This is a genomic window from Streptomyces sp. NBC_01244, assembly GCF_035987325.1.
In the GTDB taxonomy this organism is placed as follows: domain Bacteria; phylum Actinomycetota; class Actinomycetes; order Streptomycetales; family Streptomycetaceae; genus Streptomyces.
In genome coordinates this window covers 7,919,883-7,940,071 of record NZ_CP108488.1, presented here as the reverse complement: position 1 = coordinate 7,940,071, position 20,189 = coordinate 7,919,883, and the positions used below count along the sequence as shown (strand labels likewise).

Below are 20,189 nucleotides of genomic sequence, written 5' to 3'. Positions count from 1 at the left end.
GGCAGGGGCCGGCAGAGGCCGGCAGAGGCCGGCCGTCTAGTCGGTGGCGACCGCGCGCAGGATGTCCAGACGCGCCGCGCGCCGCGCCGGGCGCCAGCCCGCGAGGACACCCGCCGCCACGCCCACCAGTGCCACCAGGGTGAGCTGCAGCGGTGGGACGGCGAACGTGAACGCGCTGTCGCTCGCCCCGTCGGAGGCCTTCACCAGGACCCATCCGAGGACGCCGCCCAGCGCCAGACCGCCGGCCGTGCCGAAGGCGGCGACCAGGACCGACTCCCAGCGGACCATGGCCCGCAGCTGTCCCCGGGTCTGGCCGACCGCCCGGAGCAGCCCCAGTTCGCGGGTGCGCTCGTGGACGGCGAGGGTCAGCGTGTTGGCGATGCCCAGCAGGGCGATCAGGACGGCGAGGGCGAGCAGCGCGTAGACGAGCGTGAGCATCATGTCGATGCCGCCCGCCGCCGACCGTGCGTACGCCTCGCGCGTCTGCACCTCGGGGCCGCCGTACAGCGCGGCCGTCTTCTCGACCGCCGCCGTACCGGCCGCGGTCGACACCCCGTCCTTGAAGGTGACGCTCACCAGCGAGTCCGTGTCCTGCGCCCGGTGCGGTGCCCACGCCGCTCGGGTGATGACGTAGTCGCCGGCCAGCTCGGCATGCTCGTACACCGCGCGGATCGTGAACGGCTGCTTCCGCCCGTCGGTGAAGGCCAGTTCGACCGTGCTGCCGGGCCGCCAGCCGCGCCGCGAAGCTTCCTTCTCGGACACCGCGATCCCGTCCGGCCCCAGCGCGTCGAACCCTCCCGACACCGCACCCAGGTCGAGGCCTGCCGCGAGGGCGGCGGGGTCGGTCACGGTCAGCGCCCGCCCCGAGCCGTCGACCTCCGCGACCCCCTTGCCCAGGCCCACCGCGCCCGCCACCTCGGGCAGCGCCGCGACGGCCGGTGCCAGCTTCGGGCTCAGGCCGCTGCCGCCCGCGCCGAAGGACGGGGCGCTGATGGCCACGTCACCGGCGAAGGAACGCGACACGGTCGCGTCCATCGTCGCCTTCAGTGACGCGCCGAAGACGGTGAACAGGGCGACGACGGCGACCCCGATCATCAGCGCGGTCGCCGTGGACGCCGTCCGCTTCGGACTGCGCCGTGCGTTGCGCGCCGCGAGGGCGCCGGTGACCCCGCGCAGCCGTTCCAGCGGACGGCCGAGCATCCGGACGGCGGACGAGGCCGCCACCGGACCCAGTACGACGAACGAGGCCGTGGCCAGCGCCGCACCCGCCCCGGACAGCCACAGCGACGGTACGGCGAGCACCCCGGTCAGGAGCAGGCCGATGGCGGCCGTGCCCAGCGCCGCGCCGGTGACCGTACGGGACCGGGAGGCCCCCGAGTGGTCCACCGCGCTGTCGAGCAGCGCGGCCAGCGGCGCCGTGCGTCCGGCGCGCAGGGCCGGCAGTACGGCCGAGCCGAGGCAGACGAGGACGCCCACGGCGAGGGGAAGCAGCAGCGACGGGCCGCTGACCACCAAGTCCCCTTCGGGGAAGGGGAATCCGATGGCCGGGAAGAGCGCCTGGAGCCCTGCGGCGATGCCGACGCCGCCGAGCAGCCCGGCTGCCGAGGCGGCGAACGCGACGACGGCGGCCTCGGCCAGCGTGCCGGCCACGACCTGGCGCCGGGAGGCGCCCAGGGCGCGGAGCAGGGCGTTCTCGCGGGTGCGCTGGGCGACGACGATCGCGAAGGTGTTGTGGATGCTGAAGGTGGCGACGAGCAGGGCGATGCCCGAGAAGACGAGCAGCATGGTGGTGAAGAGGGTCAGAAACCGCCCGGAGATCATGTCGGTGTTCTCCTGGGCCGACTCCTGCCCGGTGATCGCCTCCACGCCCTGCGGCAGGGCCGCGGTGAGCGCCTCCACCAGCTCGCTCTGGCCGGTTCCCGGGCCGGCGCGCACCTGGATGGACGCCGCCTGACCGGGCGCCGGGGTCAGGTACTTCTCCGCGTCCGCCTGGGTCATCCCCGTGTACGTGACCTGCCCCATGCCGTCCGCGCCGCCGAAGGTGGCCAGGCCGACGACCGTCACCGGGACCGGGTCGGGCGTGCGCAGCACGGTCGTGTCGCCGAGCTCCAGTCCGCCCTTGTCCGCGGTGGCCCGGTTGACGACGACCTCTCCGGTCCGCTCCGGTGCCCGGCCCTCGGCGAGCCGGTACGGGTTGAGGTCCGGGTCCTCGATCCAGTTCCCGGCGAGCGTGGGCGGCCCCTGGCCCCCGATCGGCTTGCCGTCGGAGCCGACGAGCTGCCCCGCGCCCTGGACCGCGGGGGCGGCGGCGGCCACGCCCGGGATGCGCCGGATCTCCTCCACGAGAGCGGTCGGTACGGGCTGCCGGGTGCCCTGGGCCTCGCCCGGGACGGTCACCACACGGGAATTGCGGACCACCGCGTCGGTACCGCTCGCCGCGCCGGCGAACATGCTGTCGAAGCTCGCGCGGAGGGTGTCGCCCATGAGGAGCGTCCCGGTGAGGAAGGCGACGCCGAGCAGCACGGCCGTGAAGGTCCCGGCGAACCGCCGCTTGTGCGCGCGCAGTGAGGCCGCGGCGAGCCGCAGCACGGGGCGGGCGCCGCTCGTACTCATGACTCCTCCCTCGGGGCAGCCGCCGTCAGGGGGCGGGTGTCGAAGGACTTGAGCCGGTCCAGGACGCGGTCCGCGGTGGGACCCGCCATCCGGTCGACCAGCCGCCCGTCGGCGAGGAAGACGACCTCGTCGGCGTGGGCGGCGGCCACCGGGTCATGGGTGACCATGACGACCGTACGGTTCATCGCGCGCACCGCCCTGCCCAGCAGGCCGAGCACCTCCTCACCCGAACGGGAGTCGAGGTTGCCCGTGGGCTCGTCGGCGAAGACGACATCGGGGCTGCCGGCGAGGGCGCGGGCCACGGCGACGCGCTGCTGCTGGCCGCCGGAGAGCTCGGCGGGCCGGTGGTGGAGCCGGTCGCGCAGTCCGACGACGTCGATGAGGCCGTCGAGCCAGGCTCGGTCCGGGCGGCTGCCCGCGAGGTCCTGCGGGAGCGTGATGTTCTCGGCGACGGTGAGGGTGGGAATCAGGTTGAAGGCCTGGAAGACGAAGCCGACGCGCTCGCGGCGCAGCAGGGTGAGCCGGCGGTCGTCGAGCGCGCTGAGATCCGTACCGCCGATGGAAGCGGATCCGGAGGTGAGGGTGTCGAGACCGGCGGCACAGTGCATCAGGGTCGACTTGCCGGAACCGGACGGTCCCATGATCGCGGTGAAGCGTCCGGCCGGGAAGTCGACGCTCACCCCGTCCAGGGCCCGTACCTCGGTGTCGCCCCGGCCGTAGACCTTCACGGCATCGACGACCCGGGCGGCGACGCCTCCGCCGCCGCCCGGCGCGGTGGCGGTCCTCATGCCGCACCGCCCTGGGAGAGGCGGCCGAACTGCTCGTCCAGGACGGACAGCCGCCGCCGGTACTCGTCCTCGTCGATCTCGCCGGAGGCGAAGCGCCGGCCGAGGACGGCGATCGGCGAGTGCTCGCCGTACGCGGCTCCGCCGGCCTGCCACGGGGCCCGGCGGCCGCGCCACACGGTGCGGCGCAGCACGGTGACGGCGCCGATGACCACGGCCGCCCAGATCAGCGGGAAGAACAGGATCCACGGGCCGGGCCCGTCGTACGCGAGGGTGGTGAGGGTGGCGATGTCGTTCATCTCGGTTCAGCTCCTCGGAAGTTCGCAAGTGCGGACGTCTGCGTCACATTCCGAGACTCGCTCCGGGAGGGGGTCCGGGTCGTCGTACGGCCGGCTGCACCGCGCGTACTTCCAGGGGAGTACGGGGGTCCGGCCGGCGGGGAGACGGGAGGGAATCAGCCGAGCCAGCCGGGCCTGACCAGCCCCGACTCGTAGGCCAGGACGACCAGTTGGGCACGGTCGCGGGCGCCGAGCTTCACCATCGTCCGGCTGACGTGGGTCTTCGCGGTGAGCGGGCTGACGACCAGGCGGCGGGCGATCTCCTCGTTGGACAGGCCGAGGCCCACGAGGGCCATCACCTCGCGCTCCCGCTCGGTGAGCCGGTCCAGGCCCAGGGCCGCGCCGTCGGCCGCGGGCTGCTTGGAGCGGGCCGCGAACTCCTCGATCAGGCGGCGCGTGACGCCCGGGGACAGCAGGGCGTCGCCGTCCACCACGGCCCGGACCGCCCGCAGCAGTTCCTCCGGTTCGGTGTCCTTGACCAGGAAGCCCGAGGCTCCGGACCGCAGGGCCTCGAAGACGTACTCGTCGAGTTCGAAGGTGGTGAGCATGACCACCCTGACGCCGGCCAGCGCCGCGTCCCCGGTGATCCGCCGCGTGGCGGCGAGCCCGTCGCACACCGGCATCCGGATGTCCATCAGGACCACGTCCGGGCGCAGCTCGCGCACCAGGCGGACGGCCTCGTCCCCGTCGGCGGCCTCTCCCGCCACCTCGATGTCCGGCTGCGCGTCGAGCAGGGCCCGGAACCCCGCCCGGACGAGGAGCTGGTCGTCGGCGAGCAGAACACGGATCACGGATCCTCCTGGGGCGGGGCGGGCTTCGGGACGGCCTCAGGGGCGGGGTCGGGGTCGGCCTCCGGTTCCGGCGGTGCCGCCTCGGCCTTCAAGGGGAGCCGGGCGACCACGCGGAAGCCGCCGTCGGGGCGTGGGCCGGCCTCGATGGTGCCGCCGAGGGCCGCGGCCCGCTCGCGCATGCCCACGAGGCCGTTGCCGCTGCCGCCCGCCGGGCCGCCCGTGGCCGGCCCGTCGTCGTCCACGCGCAGTTCCAGGACGCGGGGCCGCCAGGAGAGGCGGACGCGGGCGGTGCGCGAACCGGAATGCCGCACGACGTTGGTCAGCGCCTCCTGCACGATGCGGAAGGCGGCGAGGTCCGTCCCGGGCGCCGGCGCCCGCGCGTCCCCGACCGTCGCGATGTCGACGGTCAGCCCGGCCGCGGCGGCCTGCTCGACCAGCTCGGGAAGCCGGTCGAGACCGGGCGCGGGCGCGCGCGGTGCGTCGCCGTCGCCGGGAGCGCGCAGGGTGTCGAGGACCTGCCGGACCTCGCCCAGCGCTTCCTTGCTGGCCGCCTTGATGGTGGTCAGCGCCGAACGGGCCTGCTCGGGATCGGAGTCGAGCAGGGCCAGCCCCACGCCCGCCTGGACGTTGATCACCGAGATGCTGTGGGCGAGGACGTCGTGCAGTTCGCGGGCGATGCGCAGCCGCTCCTCGTTCGCCCGGCGCTTCTCGGCCGCCGACCGCTCGGCCCGGGCGAGGGCCCACTGCTCCCGGCGCATGCGGACGAGCTCGGAGACGGCGAGGATGGCGAGCACCCACGCGGTGACGACCATTTCCTGCGCCCAGGGCGCCGGGCCGTCCCCGGCGGGCGGCAGGTGGTGGTAGAGCAGGTGCCCGATGGCCAGGTGCCCGGCCCAGAGCAGCCCGACGGCCCCCCAGGCGGCTCGGCGGCGTCCGGCGACGACCGCGGCGAAGCAGGCCAGGGCCAGGCTGATGAACACCGGGCCGTACGGGAACCCGGCGCCGATGTACACCAGGGTGACGGCACTGACCCCGTACGCCACGGCCACCGGGTACCGGTGGCGCCACACGAGCAGCAGCGGCCCGAGGAGCAGCAGGAGCCGCCCGAAGCCGTCCAGCGCCACCCGCCCGCTCTGCTGCTGCGCGGCCCACCCCGAGCCCACCTGGGCGAAGACGGCCACGAGCAGCGCGGAGCGCCAGGCCGGGCCCCGCCCGGTCCGCTCCATCCATCGCTGCCACGGAGGAACCCCCGGGCGCTCGCGCTGCTCTGCCATACCGCCCACGCTAGGCCGTACCCGGCCCGGCCCGCGTCACTCCGGCGTAGCGTTTCCGACGTACTCCCCAGGTAGTACGCGGTACTACGCGGTACTACGCGGCGTCCGCACGGCCGCTGCACCCGGAATCGGTGGCTACTTCCCCGGCGGGCGCATCCGGAAGTTGTACGCGGCCGGCAGCGGGCGGTCCGTGAGGGGGGCCCAGACCTCCGAGAGGGTCTCCTCGCCCTCGCGGAGGTCGGGCAGTTCGAAGCCCTCCTCGAAGACCCGCCGGGCCGCGCCCACATGGCCCTCCGCCGCGAGTAGCCGGGCCGCCGACAGCCGGAAGCGGCCCTCCTCGCGCAGGGCGGGGCGCAGCCGGTCCCACACCGAGCGGGCCTCCGGCAGCAGCCCCGCCGCCAGCAGGGACGACAGGGCCTCCCGGCCCAGTGCCGATTCGGCGGCCAGCCAGCCCGTGCCGCCCCGGCTCTCCTGGGTCAGGTCCTCGAAGGCCTCGGCGTACCAGCGGGCCGCCCGGGCCGGGTCGCCGGCCAGGTCGTCGGCGACCGCCAGGCACCTCAGCAGCGGCCAGCGCGAGGGGGCCAGTGCCAGCCCGCGCTCCCAGCTCCGTACCGCCTGGGCGATGTCCCCGGCGTGCCATTGGGCGACCCCGAGGTGGTATTCGGTCAGCGGGTCCGCCGGGGCCGTCTCCAGCATGTCCCGCCAGTGCGGGGCGACCAGGCTCGGGCCGGGCGGGGCCACCCGGCGCGGGGCGGGGAAGACCCCGGTGCGCCACAGCTCGAGCCAGGGGGCCTGGTCCTCGTCGAGGGTGTCCTCCCCGAAGGGGGTGCCGGGCAGTTTGTGGCCCCCGCACAGCACCTCGAGCGCGCCCCATCCGGAGCCGGCCGCCAGCCGCTCCCCCGGTTCGGTGTCGGCGCACCCGCGCCACGCCTCGTACGCCGCGTCCACGGCCGGCCCGGGCAGCGCGGACTCCAGCGCCGTCCCGGCCGCGGCACGGGCCGTCGCCCAGTCGTCCCCGTGCACGGCCACCGGGTCCGCGGACAGGGCTCCGTAGGCCTCCAGCCAGCTGAACTCCGCGCCTGCCTCCAGCCGTACGTGTTCCAGCTGGGTGCGGGCGAGCCCGGCCTGGATCTCCGCGTACCCGCCCGTGCCGGGCTCGGTCAGCCACTCCTGCCAGCGCCGGCCGCCCTCGCCCGCACCCCAGACGAAGAGCTTGCGGCCGCGCAGCCGGGCGGTGGAGGTCTGGACGAGTCCGCGCCCGTCGGAGTCGAGGGAGGCGATCCAGGGCCGGGTCCCGGCCTCGATCTCGTAGAAGAAGTCGGCGGGGTACGTGCTGCGCAGCGGGTACGTACGGTCCGCGCCCTCCCATCCGGGTACGGGGACGCGCCGCAGGGAGCGCTCGTACCCGAAGTGCCAGGCCTCGTCGGCCGGGGCCAGGACGCGGGTGCCGGCTTCCTCGGGCACGGCGATGTTGGACCACCAGTAGACGGGCGCGGGCCGCTCGTGCGGATTGCGCACGCGGACGCCGACGTAGAGGAACTCCGAGTCCTCGGGCAGCCACAGGTCCACCTGGAACGGCAGGTCCCGCAGCCGCTCCCACTCCCAGAGCCGGACCATGACTCCCCCGTCGGGCGCCGGGACGAGTGCGGCGTGCAACGGGGCGCAGGAGAGGGTGGTGTGGCCGGTGGCGCCGAGGTTCCACTCGATGCCGCCGGAGAACCAGGCGCCGTTCAGCGCGAAGTTCGCGGGCTGGAACACCGGGTTGCGGTAAAGCAGTTCGCGTCCGGTGGGGAGGTGGACGAGCGAATGGATCCGGCCACCGAGGCCGGGCAGGACGGTGGCGCGCAGGTGCGCGTTCTCGATGACGATCGTCTCGACGTCCCGCTCGGTGCGCTGCCGTTGGTATCCGTCCCGGATCCGGACGGGCAGCAGCGAGCGCAGCGGCTCGTACCCGATCTGGCGCGCCATGTCGCGCGGCAGGCCCTCGCGCGAGCGCTCGTCGAGAGTGTGCACCCCGCCGGACTCGCGCAGGGCGGGCAGTGGGTTCTCGGGACCCAACGGGGCTGCGGGGAGGGTCAGTACGGAGCGGCGGACGGTGGTGGCCATGAGGGAAATGGAACACGCCACGGCCGCCGGTGCACAGGGATTCGGCGGATCACCACCGGTCAGGATTACGCAAAACCTTTCGCCGCGCGGGCCGGTGTCCGATCATGGAGGCCATGAGTGACGTGATCAGAAGAGGTCGGTTCTTCGACGGGGAGGAGTCCGCGAGCCGGTTCACGGGACCGACGACGGGCGACGAACGACGGATGCTCGTCGACATGCTGGGGGCCCAGCGCACGACGCTCAGGCTCAAGTGCGCCGACCTGGGGGCCGAGTTGGCAGAGCGGTCGGTGGAGCCGTCCACACTGTCGCTGCTGGGCCTGGTCCGCCACCTCTCGGACGTGGAGCGCCGCTGGTTCCGTCAGGTGCTGGACGGCCAGGAGGTCGCGCTGCGGTTCTGGTCCGCGGCCGCCCCCGACGGGGACTTCGACGGCGCGGTCTCCACGCCCGAGGTGGTCCGGGAAGCCTGGGAGGCGTGGCGGGCGGAGGTGGAGTTCGCGGAGACGTTCACGGAGCGTGCGCCGGACCTGGAGGTGTCCGGGAAGGACGCGTGGCGGGGCGAGGTCTCGCTGCGCTGGGTCCTGATCCACATGATCGAGGAGTACGCACGGCACAACGGCCACGCGGACCTGCTGCGCGAGCGCATCGACGGCGCGATCGGGATCTGAGTACGGCGGGCCGGCCCGACGGCAGGCCGAGCGGCTCGGCCCGACCCTCCTAGGGCCTGTCGTCAAACTCCTGTCGTCGCCCGAAGGGCGGCCTCGCGGCGTCTGGTGCGTGCTCTCGGTGTGCCGGGCGGAGGCCTGCGTACTGGACGTACTTGGCTTTCGCCCGGTGCGGCGAGAGCGCGTGCCAGGCGTCGCGAGGCAGACGGGAGTTTGACGACAGGCCCTAGGCGAACGCCCCCGCCACCAGGTCGGCGAGCAGCGCCCCCGCACGCCCGTCCGGGTCCAGGTCCGGGTCGTAGATGGTGACGTTGAGTCCGACACAGCGCGGAGAGCTGATCAACACGCCGAGCAGTTCGGCGAGTTCGTCGGGGATGAGGCCGCCGGGGTCCGGGCTGTCGACGGCCGGCATCACGGACGGGTCCAGTACGTCGGCGTCCAGGTGGACCCAGAACCCGGCCGTGGCCGGAGGCTGCAACCCCGTCAGGGCGGTACGGGCCACCGGCCCGGCGCCGCGGTCGCGGATCGCCCCGACCGTGGCGGCGAAGATCCCGGCGGCGCGCAGTTCCGGGAGGTCCGGGTCCCCGTCGCGCAGTCCGAAGAGCCGTACGTCCTCGTCGCGCACGTAGGGTCCGAGCCCCTCCAGGTCCGCGAGGTCCGCTTGGCCGCGCCCGGTGGCGAGCGCCAGCTCCTCGCCGCCGGCCGCTCCGACGGGCCCGTTGACGGCCTCGTTGCCGGGGTGGCGGAAGTCGGCGGAGCCGTCGATCGCGGCGATGCCGTACCGCCCGAGGCGCCGCATGGCCAGGGAGGCGCCGAGTTGGATGGAGCAGTCGCCGCCGAGGACGACGGGGAACTCCCCGGAGCGCAGGTGGTCCTCGATCCGGTCGGCGAGGGCGACGGTGTACGCGGCGAGGGCCCCGGCGTGGAACACCCCGTCGCCCTCCTTCCAGTCGCCCCGGTCGTAGCGGGGCGGGACGACCACGCCTCCCTCGCGCGCGCCGAGGCGGGCCAGCAGGCCCTGTTCGCGCAGGGCCCCGGCCAGTTTGTACACACCGGGAACGGCGCCCGGAGCCGGGGGGCGGAGCCCGAGGTTGGACGGTGCGTCGAGGAGTACGAGGGTTCGCATGTACTCATCCTGTGCGATGCGGCGCCCCGGGACATGGCATTTCGGACGTGAGCGCCCAGCGTTCGTGGTCCCGCCAGGCCCCGTCGACCTGGAGGAAGTCCGGCGACAGCCCCTCCAGCCGGAAGCCGAGCCCCCGGACGAGGGCGATCGAGGCGGTGTTTCCCGGCTGGATATTGGCCTCCAGCCGGTGCAGTGCGAGCCCGTCCGCGGCGAAGGCGTGCCCGACGGCGAGGCCGAGCGCCTCCCGCATGAGGCCGCGGCCCGCCGCGTGCGCGAAGCCCCCGTAGCCGAGCGCGCCGCACCGGAAGGCGCCGAGGACGATGTTGTTCACGTTCACGAAGCCGGCGATCGCGTCCGACTCCCGCTCACACACGAGGAATCCGGCCCTGCCCGCGGCGGCGGCCCCGGCCGGGCCCCCGGTGGCGCCGGCGATCAGCGGGGCGGCGTACGCCTCGTAGGCCTCCGCGGTCGCGGGCGGCGACAGCCACGGGTGGTGGAGCGCCCGGCTCTCGCGCACCCGGGCGGTGAACTCGGCCGCGTCGGTGGGCCGGTAGGGCCGCAGCCCGATCCGGCCTCCCTCCACGGCGTACGGAAAATACGGCATCGCCCCAGGCTAGGCGCTGTGGCAGGATCCCGATGTGATCATCACCCCGAACACCGAAGAACTGCTCCTCGCGGCCGCGTACAACAACGCCGCGTGGTGCGCCGCGGTCTGCCGCGACGGCGGCTTCACCGCCCAGGCCTGGAGCAGCCCGCGCCCGACCCCGCTCTACTACCCGGACGCCGTGACCCTCACCCGGGACACCGACACGGCCGCCCTGCTCGCCGGGATCGACACCGCCGCGCCGCACGCCTCGGTCAAGGACAGCTTCGCCGCGCTCGACCTGGCCCCGGCCGGCTTCGAGGTCCTCTTCGGCGCCGAGTGGATCCACCGCCCGGCGGGCGCTCCCGACGCCGCCCCGGCGCTGGCGTGGAGCCGGATCTCCGGCCCCGCGGAGCTGGAGGCGTGGGAAACGGCCTGGGACGGGGAGGAGAGCGCCGGGCTGTTCCACCCGGGGCTGCTCACGGGGACCCGTGACGAGACCGGACAGGAGGCCGTGGAGGGCAGGGACGGCGGGGACTCGGGGGACATCGCCTTCCTCGCGGGTCGGGACACCGAGGGCCGGATCCTCGCCGGGGCCGCCGCCAACCGCACCGGCGAGGTGGTCGGCATCTCCAACGTGTTCAGCGCCGAGGGGACCCCGGACGACGAGGCCTGGACCGGCGCGCTGACCCTGGCCGCCACCCTCTGGCCCGGCCTCGCGCTCGTCGGCTACGAGTCGGGGGACGACCTCGGCACGGCGCTGCGCCACGGCTTCACGGCCATCGGCCCGCTCCGGGTCTGGGTCCACTCGGGCTGACCGGGCGGGCCCGGCCCGGCTCCCGCTACTTGCGGCGCCGGGCGAAGTAGGCCCCGCACAGCCCGCCGAGCACGGCCGCGATCAGCAGGGCGACGTACAGCGGCATCGTCACCTGCGGGATCAGCAGCCGGATCTTGGTGGGGCGGGTGTTCTCGAAGATGAACACCAGGGTGAGCACCGCGAGCGCGGCGATGCCCGCGCGGCCCGGGGTGACCTGCCCGCGACCCTTGCCGCGGCTCTTGGACGTGTGGGAGCTCATGGTCCCATCGTCCGGCCGCGGCAGCCCGGGAGCTCAGTCGGACAGGACCAAACGGGGGACGTCCGCCCGCTCGAACCCGAACACCTGCGCGTACAGCGACAGCTCCGCCTCCAGCGCCCGGACCATCGTGTCCGCGCGCCGGAAGCCGTGCCCCTCGCCCTCGAAGGCGACGTACGCGTGCGGTACCGACCGCCCGCGCATCGCGGCCAGCAGCCGCTCCGCCTGCGCGGGCGGGCACACCGGGTCGTCCAGGCCCTGGAGCAGGACGAACGGCGCCGTGATCCGGTCGGCGCGGGCCACCGGGGAGCGCTCGCGGCTGAGCAGCGCCAGGGTCTGCGGGGGGCCGGCGAGGCCGTCGACGTAGCGGGACTCCAGGTCGTGGGTCTCCGCGGCGAAGCCGGCCAGGTCCAGTACCGGGTAGATGATCGCCGCGCACGCGTACAGGTCGGTGGACGCCAGCGAGGCCGCGGCCGTCCAGCCGCCCGCGCTGCCGCCCCGGATCGCGAGCCGGTGCGGGTCGGCGGTGCCCTCGGCGGCCAGGGCCCGCGCCACCGCGGCGCAGTCCTCCACGTCGACGACGCCCCACTGTTCGCGCAGCCGTTCCCGGTAGGCGCGCCCGTAGCCCGTGGAGCCGCCGTAGTTGACCTCGACGACGCCGATGCCGCGGGAGGTGAAGTAGGCGATGTGCAGGTCGAGTACGGGCGGCACGTGGTCGGTGGGGCCGCCGTGCGCCCACACCACGTACGGGGGCAGCTCGTCGGCCCGGGCGCGCAGCAGGGGGTGGTGCGGCGGGTAGACGTGGGCGTGGATCTCCCGGCCGCCCCGGCCGAAGAAGGTCCTGCTCTGCGGCTCCGGGTAGTACGCGGGGTCCGCCCGGTCGGCCGGCCCCGGCCCGGCGGCCCCGGCCGTCCCGCCCTTCCCGTCCTTCCCGCCCGTCCCGTCCGCCCCAGGGGAGCCGCGAACGCCCACCGCCCGGGCGTGCCCGGTGGCCGTGTCCAGCTCCACCACCTCGTACGCGCTGCGCGGGCTGGCCGCGACCCCGTAGACCCGGCTGCCGCTGACGGCGAGCGTGGGCTGCCAGGCCGTCCACGGCCCGGCCGCGTCGACCAGGTCCCCGCTCTCCGGGTCTAGCACGCCGAGCACCGAGGAGCCCCGGCCGTGCAGGACGGCGATCAGTCCGTCGGGGAGCGCGGCGATCCAGCGCAGGCCCGGCTTCCACAGCGGCCCGCCGAACTCCTCTTCGCGGGGGCACAGGTTGACGGCCACCGCTTCCCCGCCGGGCCCCCGGTCCAGCCGGTACGGGTTCCACCAGCCGCCCCGGTCGCTCACCGCGAGGAGGCTTCCGCCGGTGGTCCACTCGACCTGCGCGACGGCCTCCTCGGGTCCGCCGAGCACGGTACGGGGCTCCGCGAGCCGGCCGTCCGCAGTGACCTCGGCGAGCCGGAGCTCGGTGCCGTCCCACGGCATCCGGGGGTGGTCCCACACCAGCCAGGCCGCTTGCCGCCCGTCCGGGGAGAGCCGGGGCCCGGTGCTGAACCGGTATCGGTCGTCGGTCAACTCCCGCACCAGGGACCGGTCTTCCGCGGCCGACCCGTCCAGCGGTACGGCGGCCGGCACGCGGCGCACATCGGTCGGCCCGGCTCCGGTGAACTCCTCCATCACGCACCAGACTTCGCCGTCCCGCAGCACCGGGTCGGCCCAGCGCAGCCCGCCGCCGACCGTCGAGACGGGCGTCAGGGCCCGCGGCGCGGGGCTGCCGGGAGCGTCGGGCTCGTACGCGTACAGCCGCTGGTCGGCGAAGTGGACGAAGACCACCAGCGGTCCGCCCTCGGGTCGTTCGGCGCCCGCCCAGGGCTGCCCGCCGTACTCGGTGACCCGGCTGCGCACGTTCCACGGCGCGGGCAGCGCGCACACCGCGGGGCCGCCGTCCGCGGGCCGGCGGATCAGGGCGCGGCGACCGCCCTCGGCCGGCCGGGGCACCGTCCACCACACCTCGGCGCCGATCGCGCCGACGTACTCCGGCCTCCCGTCGAGGGAGGCGGCCAGCGCGGCGCCGATGGGCGAGGGCCAACTGCCGTAGGGGGCGGTGCCGTCGCCGCGCGGGGTTTTCACAGTGCGCGCAGGGCGCGGTCGAGGACGCGGACCCCGAAGTGCAGGGCGTCGACGGGCACCCGCTCGTCCACTCCGTGGAAGAGGGACCAGTAGTCGAAGCCGGGCGGCAGCTTGAGCGGGGAGAAGCCGTAGCCGGTGATGCCGAGTCGGGAGAACTGCTTGGCGTCGGTGCCGCCCGCCATGCAGAAGGGCACCACGTGGCCCTCGGGGTCGAAGGCCTCGACGGACTCGCGCAGGATCCCGTACGTCCGCCCGTCCACGGGGGCTTCGAGGGCCACCTCCCGGTGGTGGAACTCCCAGCGCACGTCCGGTCCGGTGAGCTCGTCGAGGGTGGCGGCGAACTCGACCTCGCCTCCGGGCAGCATCCGGCCGTCCACGTAGGCGGTGGCGGTGCCAGGGATGACGTTGAGCTTGTAACCGGCGCTGAGCATGGTCGGGTTGGCGCTGTTGCGGACGGTCGCCTCGACGAGGGCGCCGGCCGGTCCGAGCTTGTTGAGGATCTGGTCGAGCTGGAAGCCCGGAGCCCGAGGGTCCACCGACATCCCCTGCAGGGCGGCGAGTTCGGTGATGCAGGCGGTGACGGTGTCGGTGAGGCGGACCGGCCAGTCGTGTTCGCCGATGCGGGCGACGGCGGCGGCGAGCCGGCTGACCGCGTTGGCCCGGTTGGGCTTGGAGCCGTGTCCGGCGGTGCCGGTCGCGGTGAGCTTCAGCCAGGCGGTGCCGCGTTCACCGGCGGCGATCGGGTAGAGGGCCTGTCCGGGGGCGGCGTGCACGGTGAAGGCCCCGGATTCGCTGATGCCCTCGGTACAGCCTTCGAAGAGCTCGGGGTGGTGGTCGGCGAGGAAGCCGGAGCCGTCGATCGCGCTGTCCTCCTCGTCGGCGGTGTAGGCGATCACGATGTCGCGCCGCGGCTTCACTCCGGCCCGCGCCCACGCCCGTGCGACGGCCAGCACCATCGCGTCCATGTTCTTCATGTCGACGGCACCGCGGCCCCACACCACCCCGTCCCGCACCTCGCCCGAGAAGGGGTCCACGCTCCAGTCGGCGGCCTCGGCCGGGACCACGTCGAGGTGGCCGTGGACCAGGAGGGCGGGGGCGGTGGGGTCGGTGCCCGCGATCCGGGCCACCACGTTGGTGCGGCCCGGGGTGCGCTCCAGCAGCGCGGGCTCGAGGCCGATGTCCGCCAGCCGCTCGGCGACGTACTCGGCGGCCGGGCGCTCCCGGCAGTCGCCGCCGCCGCGGTTGGTGGTGTCGATGCGGATCAGGCCCGAGGTGAACTCGACGGCCTCGTCGAGCGCCGTCTGATCGACGGGAGTGCCGGGTGTGCCGGGTGTGCCGGGGGCGGCAGGGGCGGCCGGGCCGCTCCCGGGTCCATCCGGACCGGACATGTCAGCCATATTGCTCCTCCACCGCTGCCGAGACGATCGTGGTGACCGCCTTGAAGGTCCGGATCCCCTCGTACATCGTTTCGCTCGTGTACCCGACCCTACGCTCACCCGATCGCTCGACTCCGGGCACCACCGTGGCGGCCATCGCCAGGTGCTCGGCGTCGAACTCGACCTCCACCGCGAACGGCCCGCCCCGCACCGGTTCGTACCGGACGGCGAGGGCGGCGGCCTCCTTGGCGGCGGCCCTGATGTCGGCGGCCGTACGGGCCGGGGTGCGGCAGACGGCGGCGTAGCGCGAGACGTGGTCCTTGACCGCGACCGTCACCGCGTCCGGGGCGTAGGCGGCGGCGTCGGCGCAGGTCAGGTCGTCTCCGGTGACCAGGACGACCGGGACCCCGTACTCGGCGACCACGTGCGCGTTGAGCAGGCCCTCGCTGGCGCGGGTCCCGTTGATCCAGACCCCGGTGATGGAGTTGGCGAGGTAGGTGTGGGCGAGCACGCCCTCGGCGCCGGCGCCCGTGTGGTAGCCGACGAAGGCGATGCCGTCGACGTCTCCGTGCTGGACGCCCTCGACCATGGAGAGGGATTTGTGACGGCCGGTCAGCATCTCGACGCGCGCGTCGAGCCGCTCCAGCAGCAGGTTGCGCATGGTCCAGTGGGCCTCGTTGACGAGGACCTGGTCGGCGCCGGCGTCGTAGAACCCGAGGACGGCGGCGTTCACGTCGGAGGTGAACATGGTCCGGCAGCGTTCCCACTGCGGGGTCCCCGGCAGCACGTCGGCGGGCCAGGTGACGCCGGTGGCGCCTTCCATGTCGGCGGAGATGAGGATCTTCATCGGGCCCCCGGGCGGTCGGTAGCGCTCAGGGCCCCACCCTAGCTCTCCGGCCCCCGCCGGGCCTCGTGGCCACGCCCGGGCCGCGCCCGGGTCGCGGGCAGGCCCATTTCACCCGATCCGGTGAGGCCCGACCCCCGGCCTCACCGGCAACGGCCTTGCTCAGCCCTTGACTTCGGCGGCCAGGTTGGCGAGGAGGGTGTCGTAGATGCGGGCCAGGCCCTTGGGCGCGAAGGTGCGCTCGAAGAAGCCGCCGATGCCGCCGGCGCCGTCCCACACGGTGGTGACGACGGCCTTGGACTTGCCCTCGCCCGCCGGGGTGACGGTCCAGGTGGTGACCATGGAGGAGTTGCGGTCCTTCTCCACGAGCTGGCCGTCGGTGGGCTCGGTGACCTCCAGCAGGCAGTCGCGGACCCGCTTGCTCGTGGCCTGGAGCTTCCAGTGGACGAGGGTGCCCTCGCCGTCGCCGCCCTCGCGCACCTCGTACTCGCTGAAGTGCTCGGGCAGCACCTTGCCCCGGGTCCCGGTGTAGTCGGCCAGCGCGTCGAACACGGTCTCCGCGTCCGCCCCGATGATGCGTTCCGTGGTGGCCTCGACCTGCGCCATGGCGTTCCTCCAGCAGTTGTGTTCGCTCGTCACCGCGAAGCCAACCACCTCCGGGGCGGGCGCCCAAATCCGGGCTCCGGAGGCAGGCCGTCGGGGAGCCGCTCGGCTACTCGTCGTCATGCCAGGCGAACTCCATGCGCTTGTGGCCGTCGAACGCTTGCCCCCGGTAGTCCGCCTTCGTGACCCGGATGCGTCGGATGGCGAGGCGGAGCAGATCCCGCCTCAGCGCGTCGTCGGCGGATTCCCACACTTCACTCCGGCTACCGCTTTCGAGGAGGAAGCCGATGTCTGCGACCGTTTCGCCCCGAGCCGCCTCCAGACCTCTCTGCGCGGACACGACAGCGTCGTTTGCCTCTCGTAGCGCAGGAGCGAAGAAGCGTTCCGAGGGTCCGTCATACAGCCCACCTCGCCGGTCCCGCCAAAGCCGGGACAGCGCGCCCTCCGACTTCGCCAGCGCCGCCTCGGCGTCCGCCTCGGCCACGGCCGTCCGCGGGTCCTGGCGAGCTGTCCAGCGTTCGGCCACAACAGCAAGCAGTGCGTCCCCCGGTCGAGCTTCGGCGATTCGCAAGGACCAACACTCGAAAACGTGATTCTCCGCGCCATGTCTGGCCACATACGAGGGCGCCGGACACACGCCACCGGCCCCGGGACGCCAACAGGCGTACCCCTTGCCGCGCCAGGTCATGGACGATCCGCACCCGGCACATTCCAGGAGGTCCGTGAGGACGTGCCGCGCACGCCACGAGTTCTTGTCAGCGGGGGGACCGGTTCCCTGTGATGCCGCTTGGGCCTCATTCCACTCGTCCTCGCTGAGCATTGCCGGGCCGGCCATCACACCGACCTTCTCTCCTGCAGCGTTTCGATAGAGCAGGCGCCGGGACTTCCCGTCCTCCCTACCGGTCACCTGCCACCCGGCATACGCAGGATTTCCGATCATGTTGGCGACTGTGCTGAACGCCCAGGTCTTCCCCGTCGGCGAGGGGACGCCCCGCGCGTTCAGCCTTCGGGCAATCTCGCGCTTCGGTACGCCTGCGACCGGCAGCCGATGGACCACCTCGCGCGCGACATGGAATTTGGTCACGTCCGGTTCACCCGGGATGCCGGCCGAGGTCTCCAGGTCGCACCCAAGCTTCCGTTCTTCGACCACTTCGCCGTCGCCGTCCTCGACGCTCACTATCACGAGGCGAAGACCGTAGGGCGCCACACCGTTCAGCCACTCCCCGTTGTCGCGCTGGAAGGTCTTGGTGTTCCTCACTCGCTCGCTCAGCCCCTCGGATTCCTCGCGTGCGTCTTCAGCGCGTCGAATGAGCTCGGCTCGATCCCGGGGATTCGCACTGTCCAGAGCGATGCCGGGGCTGTCGGGGTCACCGTTGTCCACAAGCAAACGACGGGGGCGGCCGTCCCGGGGCTCGACGATCGACAGAATCGCCCCGGCGCCGCGCCGGGTCCAGCGGTCGAGCCGGAAAACCCACAGCGCGCCGGTCTCACCCCGCTCCAACGCCTGGAGCGCAAGGTCTTGCTGCGGCACCTTGCCGGACCTCCGGAACCGTGAGGCCGAACCGACTTCCCGCCAGACGTTCCGCACCGTCAGGCCCAGTTCTTCGGCAGTACGGCGGCCTCGCGCCTCCTGGGCCCGCACGCTGATCTCTCGTTGGCCGCTCTTCGACTTGACGGCCTGCGACTTCCGGCACACGAGGTCGATCAGCCTGGCCGGACTCTCCGCTGGAGTGCTCATCCGGCCAGGCTCCCACGACAGAGGAGAGGACTGCTGGTGTTCAACGAAAGAAGGCAGCTACCGGCTGATGCCCGGCGTTGCCACAGCAGCGCGTGCGCACGTCCGGGCCGTCGCCGAGTCGGGTGCGAGCTCCGTGACACCCCTGGTACTCCATCTGCGCCCCGGGGCGCGGGAGTGGTTCACGGCCTGGCTGGGCGAGCACCACCCCCACCTGGTCGAGCGGTACGAGCGGATGTACGCGGGCGGCTCGTACGCGCCCACCTGGTACCAGCGGATGATCACCCGCCAAGTCCACGAACTGGCAGCCGAATTCGGCATCGGCCCCGGAGGTCGCGGAGATCGCGGACCGGACCGGCGGATCGCCGTACCGGAGCGGCCGGGCGGGCCCGCGCCCGCGCCCGGGGCGACCCAGCTCAGCCTGCTCTGAGCACCCGTACGACCGTACGACCGACTGAAGGGTCATCACATCGGGCCAATCGGGGCCCCAATCCCCCCTTCCGCGCGCAGGTTCCGGGACGATTCCGCCCAGAACCCTCGGCTGGGAGGCCCCATGCTGCACCCGATGAAGAACAAGCGCGGTCCCGCTCTGAGGCGCGCCGCCGTCCTGCTGGCCGTGTCGACCCTCACCGCCGCCCTGGCGGGCCCGGTCACGGCCGCGGCCCCGGCAGCGGCAGCCCCGGCCGCCGAAGCCCTGAAGTGGTCCAACTGCGCGACCTCCCGCTACCCGACGCTCCAGTGCGCCTCCCTCAAGGTCCCCCTCGACCACGACAACCCGGCCGGCCGGCAGATCTCCCTCGCCCTGACCCGGGTCCCCCACACGGCCGCCCGCTCCCAGGGCCCGCTGCTGGTCAACCCCGGCGGGCCCGGCGGCAGCGGACGCACCCTGGCCGGGTTCATCGCCTCCGCGCTGCCCAAGGAGGTCGCGGGCCAGTACGACGTGATCGGCTTCGACCCCCGGGGCGTCGGCAAGAGCGAGCCCGCCCTGGACTGCGGCGCGGGCCACTTCACCCCCGTACGGCCCGACTCCGTACCGCTGGACGAGGAGACCGAGCGGGCCAACCTGGAGCGGGTGAAGTCCTTCGCCGAGTCCTGCCAGACCAAGCACGCCGACGTCCTCCCGTACATCGGCACGGTGTCGGCGGCCCGTGACCTCGAAGTGCTGCGCACCGCCCTGCGCGCCGACAAGCTGAGCTACTTCGGCTACTCCTACGGCACCTACCTGGGCGCGGTGTACGCCAAGCTCCACCCGGACCGGGTGCACCGCCTGGTCCTGGACTCCGTCGTCGACCCGGCCGGGGTCTGGTACGAGGACAACCTCGCGCAGGACCAGGCCTTCGACTCCCGCCACAAGGCCTTCCTGGCCTGGGTGGCCCGGTACGACTCCACGTACCACCTCGGCACCGACCCGGCCCGGGTCGAGTCCCGCTGGTACGAGATGCGGACCGCCCTGCGCACCGCCCCGGCGGGCGCCAAGGTTGGCCCGGCGGAGCTGGAGGACACCTTCATGCCGGGCGGCTACTTCAACGGCTACTGGCCGCACCTCGCGGCGGCCTTCGCCTCGTACTCCGTGGACGGCGACCCGAAGCCGCTGGTCTCCGCGTACGAGAAGTTCGGCGCGGTGGAGCCCTCGGCCGGCAACAGCTACAGCGTCTACACGGCCGTGCAGTGCCGGGACTCCGCGTGGCCCAGGAACTGGAACCAGTGGCGGGCCGACATGTGGCGCACGCACGCCAAGGCGCCCTTCATGACCTGGAACAACGCCTGGTACAACGCCCCGTGCGCGTTCTGGCCGACCGAGCCGCTCCAGGCCCCGGACGTCACCAACACGGCGCTCCCGCAGGCGCTCCTCTTCCAGGCGACCGAGGACGCGGCGACCCCGTACGAGGGCGCGGTGAGCATGCGGCGCAAGCTCGCGGGCTCGGCGCTGGTGGTCGAGGAGGGCGGCGGCAACCACGGCATCGCCCTCAGCGGCAACAAGTGCCTCGACGAGAAGCTGTCCTCGTACCTGCTGACGGGCAGGGCCGCGGACGCCGTCTGCCCCGCCCAGCCGGCCCCCACCCCGGTTCCGGCGACCCGCGCGGTCCCGCCGTCGGCGGGCGGCGCGGCGCTCCACGGCCTGCTCGGCTTCCGGGGCTGACTCGGGAGCGGGCAAGATCCTGGCC

17 protein-coding genes and 1 pseudogene are annotated in these 20,189 nt (G+C 73.8%); 4 read left to right on the top strand and 14 right to left on the bottom strand.

The features are described from left to right. Positions 1-36: 36 nt before the first annotated feature. The 6 genes from OG247_RS35320 to OG247_RS35295 all read right to left on the bottom strand — a co-directional run bounded on the left by OG247_RS35320 (position 37) and on the right by OG247_RS35295 (position 7,907). The gene (locus OG247_RS35320; protein ID WP_327256031.1) at positions 37-2,613 is read right to left on the bottom strand and encodes an ABC transporter permease; all 2,577 of its coding nucleotides are present in this window, start codon (positions 2,611-2,613) and stop codon (positions 37-39) included. Continuing rightward, positions 2,610-3,401 (bottom strand): ABC transporter ATP-binding protein, encoded by a 792-nt coding sequence (locus tag OG247_RS35315; protein ID WP_327256030.1) that lies wholly within the window; start codon positions 3,399-3,401, stop codon positions 2,610-2,612. Before OG247_RS35315 ends, OG247_RS35320 begins: the two co-directional genes overlap by 4 nt. After that, complete coding sequence (locus OG247_RS35310; RefSeq protein WP_327256029.1) at positions 3,398-3,697, bottom strand: SHOCT domain-containing protein; 300 nt, start codon at positions 3,695-3,697, stop codon at positions 3,398-3,400. The genes OG247_RS35315 and OG247_RS35310 overlap by 4 nt, the downstream gene beginning before the upstream one ends. Before the next feature lie 155 nt (positions 3,698-3,852). Continuing rightward, entirely contained in the window at positions 3,853-4,527 is a 675-nt protein-coding gene (locus tag OG247_RS35305) for a response regulator transcription factor (RefSeq protein WP_327256028.1), read from the bottom strand. Next, positions 4,524-5,801, bottom strand: coding sequence for a sensor histidine kinase (locus OG247_RS35300; RefSeq protein WP_327256027.1), 1,278 nt, complete (start codon positions 5,799-5,801; stop codon positions 4,524-4,526). The genes OG247_RS35305 and OG247_RS35300 overlap by 4 nt, the downstream gene beginning before the upstream one ends. Before the next feature lie 135 nt (positions 5,802-5,936). Then, positions 5,937-7,907: a DUF5107 domain-containing protein gene (locus tag OG247_RS35295; protein ID WP_327256026.1), complete on the bottom strand. Its 1,971-nt coding sequence runs from the start codon at positions 7,905-7,907 to the stop codon at positions 5,937-5,939. 113 nt (positions 7,908-8,020) lie between these two features. Here OG247_RS35295 and OG247_RS35290 point away from each other — a divergent pair, with 113 nt between their 5' ends. Continuing rightward, on the top strand, positions 8,021-8,572 hold the full coding sequence (locus OG247_RS35290) for a DinB family protein (protein ID WP_327256025.1): 552 nt from the start codon (positions 8,021-8,023) through the stop codon (positions 8,570-8,572). Between the two features lie 223 nt (positions 8,573-8,795). On the opposite strand, the gene OG247_RS35285 is transcribed toward OG247_RS35290, so the two are convergent. Beyond that, on the bottom strand, positions 8,796-9,695 hold the full coding sequence (locus tag OG247_RS35285) for an arginase family protein (RefSeq protein WP_327256024.1): 900 nt from the start codon (positions 9,693-9,695) through the stop codon (positions 8,796-8,798). Between the two features lie 4 nt (positions 9,696-9,699). Beyond that, positions 9,700-10,299, bottom strand: a complete 600-nt coding sequence (locus OG247_RS35280) for a GNAT family N-acetyltransferase (protein ID WP_327256023.1) — start codon at positions 10,297-10,299, stop codon at positions 9,700-9,702. A 34-nt stretch (positions 10,300-10,333) separates the two neighbouring features. Between OG247_RS35280 and OG247_RS35275 the strand changes: the two genes are divergently transcribed. Next, entirely contained in the window at positions 10,334-11,095 is a 762-nt protein-coding gene (locus OG247_RS35275) for a hypothetical protein (protein ID WP_327256022.1), read from the top strand. A 25-nt stretch (positions 11,096-11,120) separates the two neighbouring features. Here the strand turns inward: OG247_RS35275 and OG247_RS35270 are convergent, their stop codons facing one another. The 6 genes from OG247_RS35270 to OG247_RS35245 form a co-directional block, all read right to left on the bottom strand. Then, entirely contained in the window at positions 11,121-11,354 is a 234-nt protein-coding gene (locus OG247_RS35270) for a LapA family protein (RefSeq protein WP_327256021.1), read from the bottom strand. A gap of 33 nt (positions 11,355-11,387) precedes the next feature. Next, positions 11,388-13,466, bottom strand: a complete 2,079-nt coding sequence (locus OG247_RS35265; RefSeq protein ID WP_327256020.1) for a prolyl oligopeptidase family serine peptidase — start codon at positions 13,464-13,466, stop codon at positions 11,388-11,390. Beyond that, complete coding sequence (locus OG247_RS35260) at positions 13,463-14,854, bottom strand: M20/M25/M40 family metallo-hydrolase (protein ID WP_442813681.1); 1,392 nt, start codon at positions 14,852-14,854, stop codon at positions 13,463-13,465. Before OG247_RS35260 ends, OG247_RS35265 begins: the two co-directional genes overlap by 4 nt. A 1-nt stretch (position 14,855) precedes the next feature. Next, on the bottom strand, positions 14,856-15,689 hold the full coding sequence (locus OG247_RS35255) for a M55 family metallopeptidase (protein WP_327256018.1): 834 nt from the start codon (positions 15,687-15,689) through the stop codon (positions 14,856-14,858). A gap of 159 nt (positions 15,690-15,848) precedes the next feature. Continuing rightward, on the bottom strand, positions 15,849-16,292 hold the full coding sequence (locus OG247_RS35250; RefSeq protein WP_327257744.1) for an SRPBCC family protein: 444 nt from the start codon (positions 16,290-16,292) through the stop codon (positions 15,849-15,851). 106 nt (positions 16,293-16,398) lie between these two features. After that, a complete protein-coding gene (locus tag OG247_RS35245; RefSeq protein ID WP_327256017.1) occupies positions 16,399-18,027 on the bottom strand; it encodes a recombinase family protein in 1,629 nt (542 codons plus the stop codon). Between the two features lie 91 nt (positions 18,028-18,118). Between OG247_RS35245 and OG247_RS35240 the strand changes: the two are divergent. Then, positions 18,119-18,454, top strand: a pseudogene (locus tag OG247_RS35240) (Rv2578c family radical SAM protein); the annotation flags it as partial. A gap of 135 nt (positions 18,455-18,589) precedes the next feature. Then, positions 18,590-20,164 carry an alpha/beta hydrolase gene (locus OG247_RS35235; protein WP_327256016.1) on the top strand — a complete coding sequence of 525 codons (1,575 nt, stop codon included), beginning with the start codon at positions 18,590-18,592 and terminating at the stop codon, positions 20,162-20,164. Positions 20,165-20,189 lie beyond the last annotated feature (25 nt).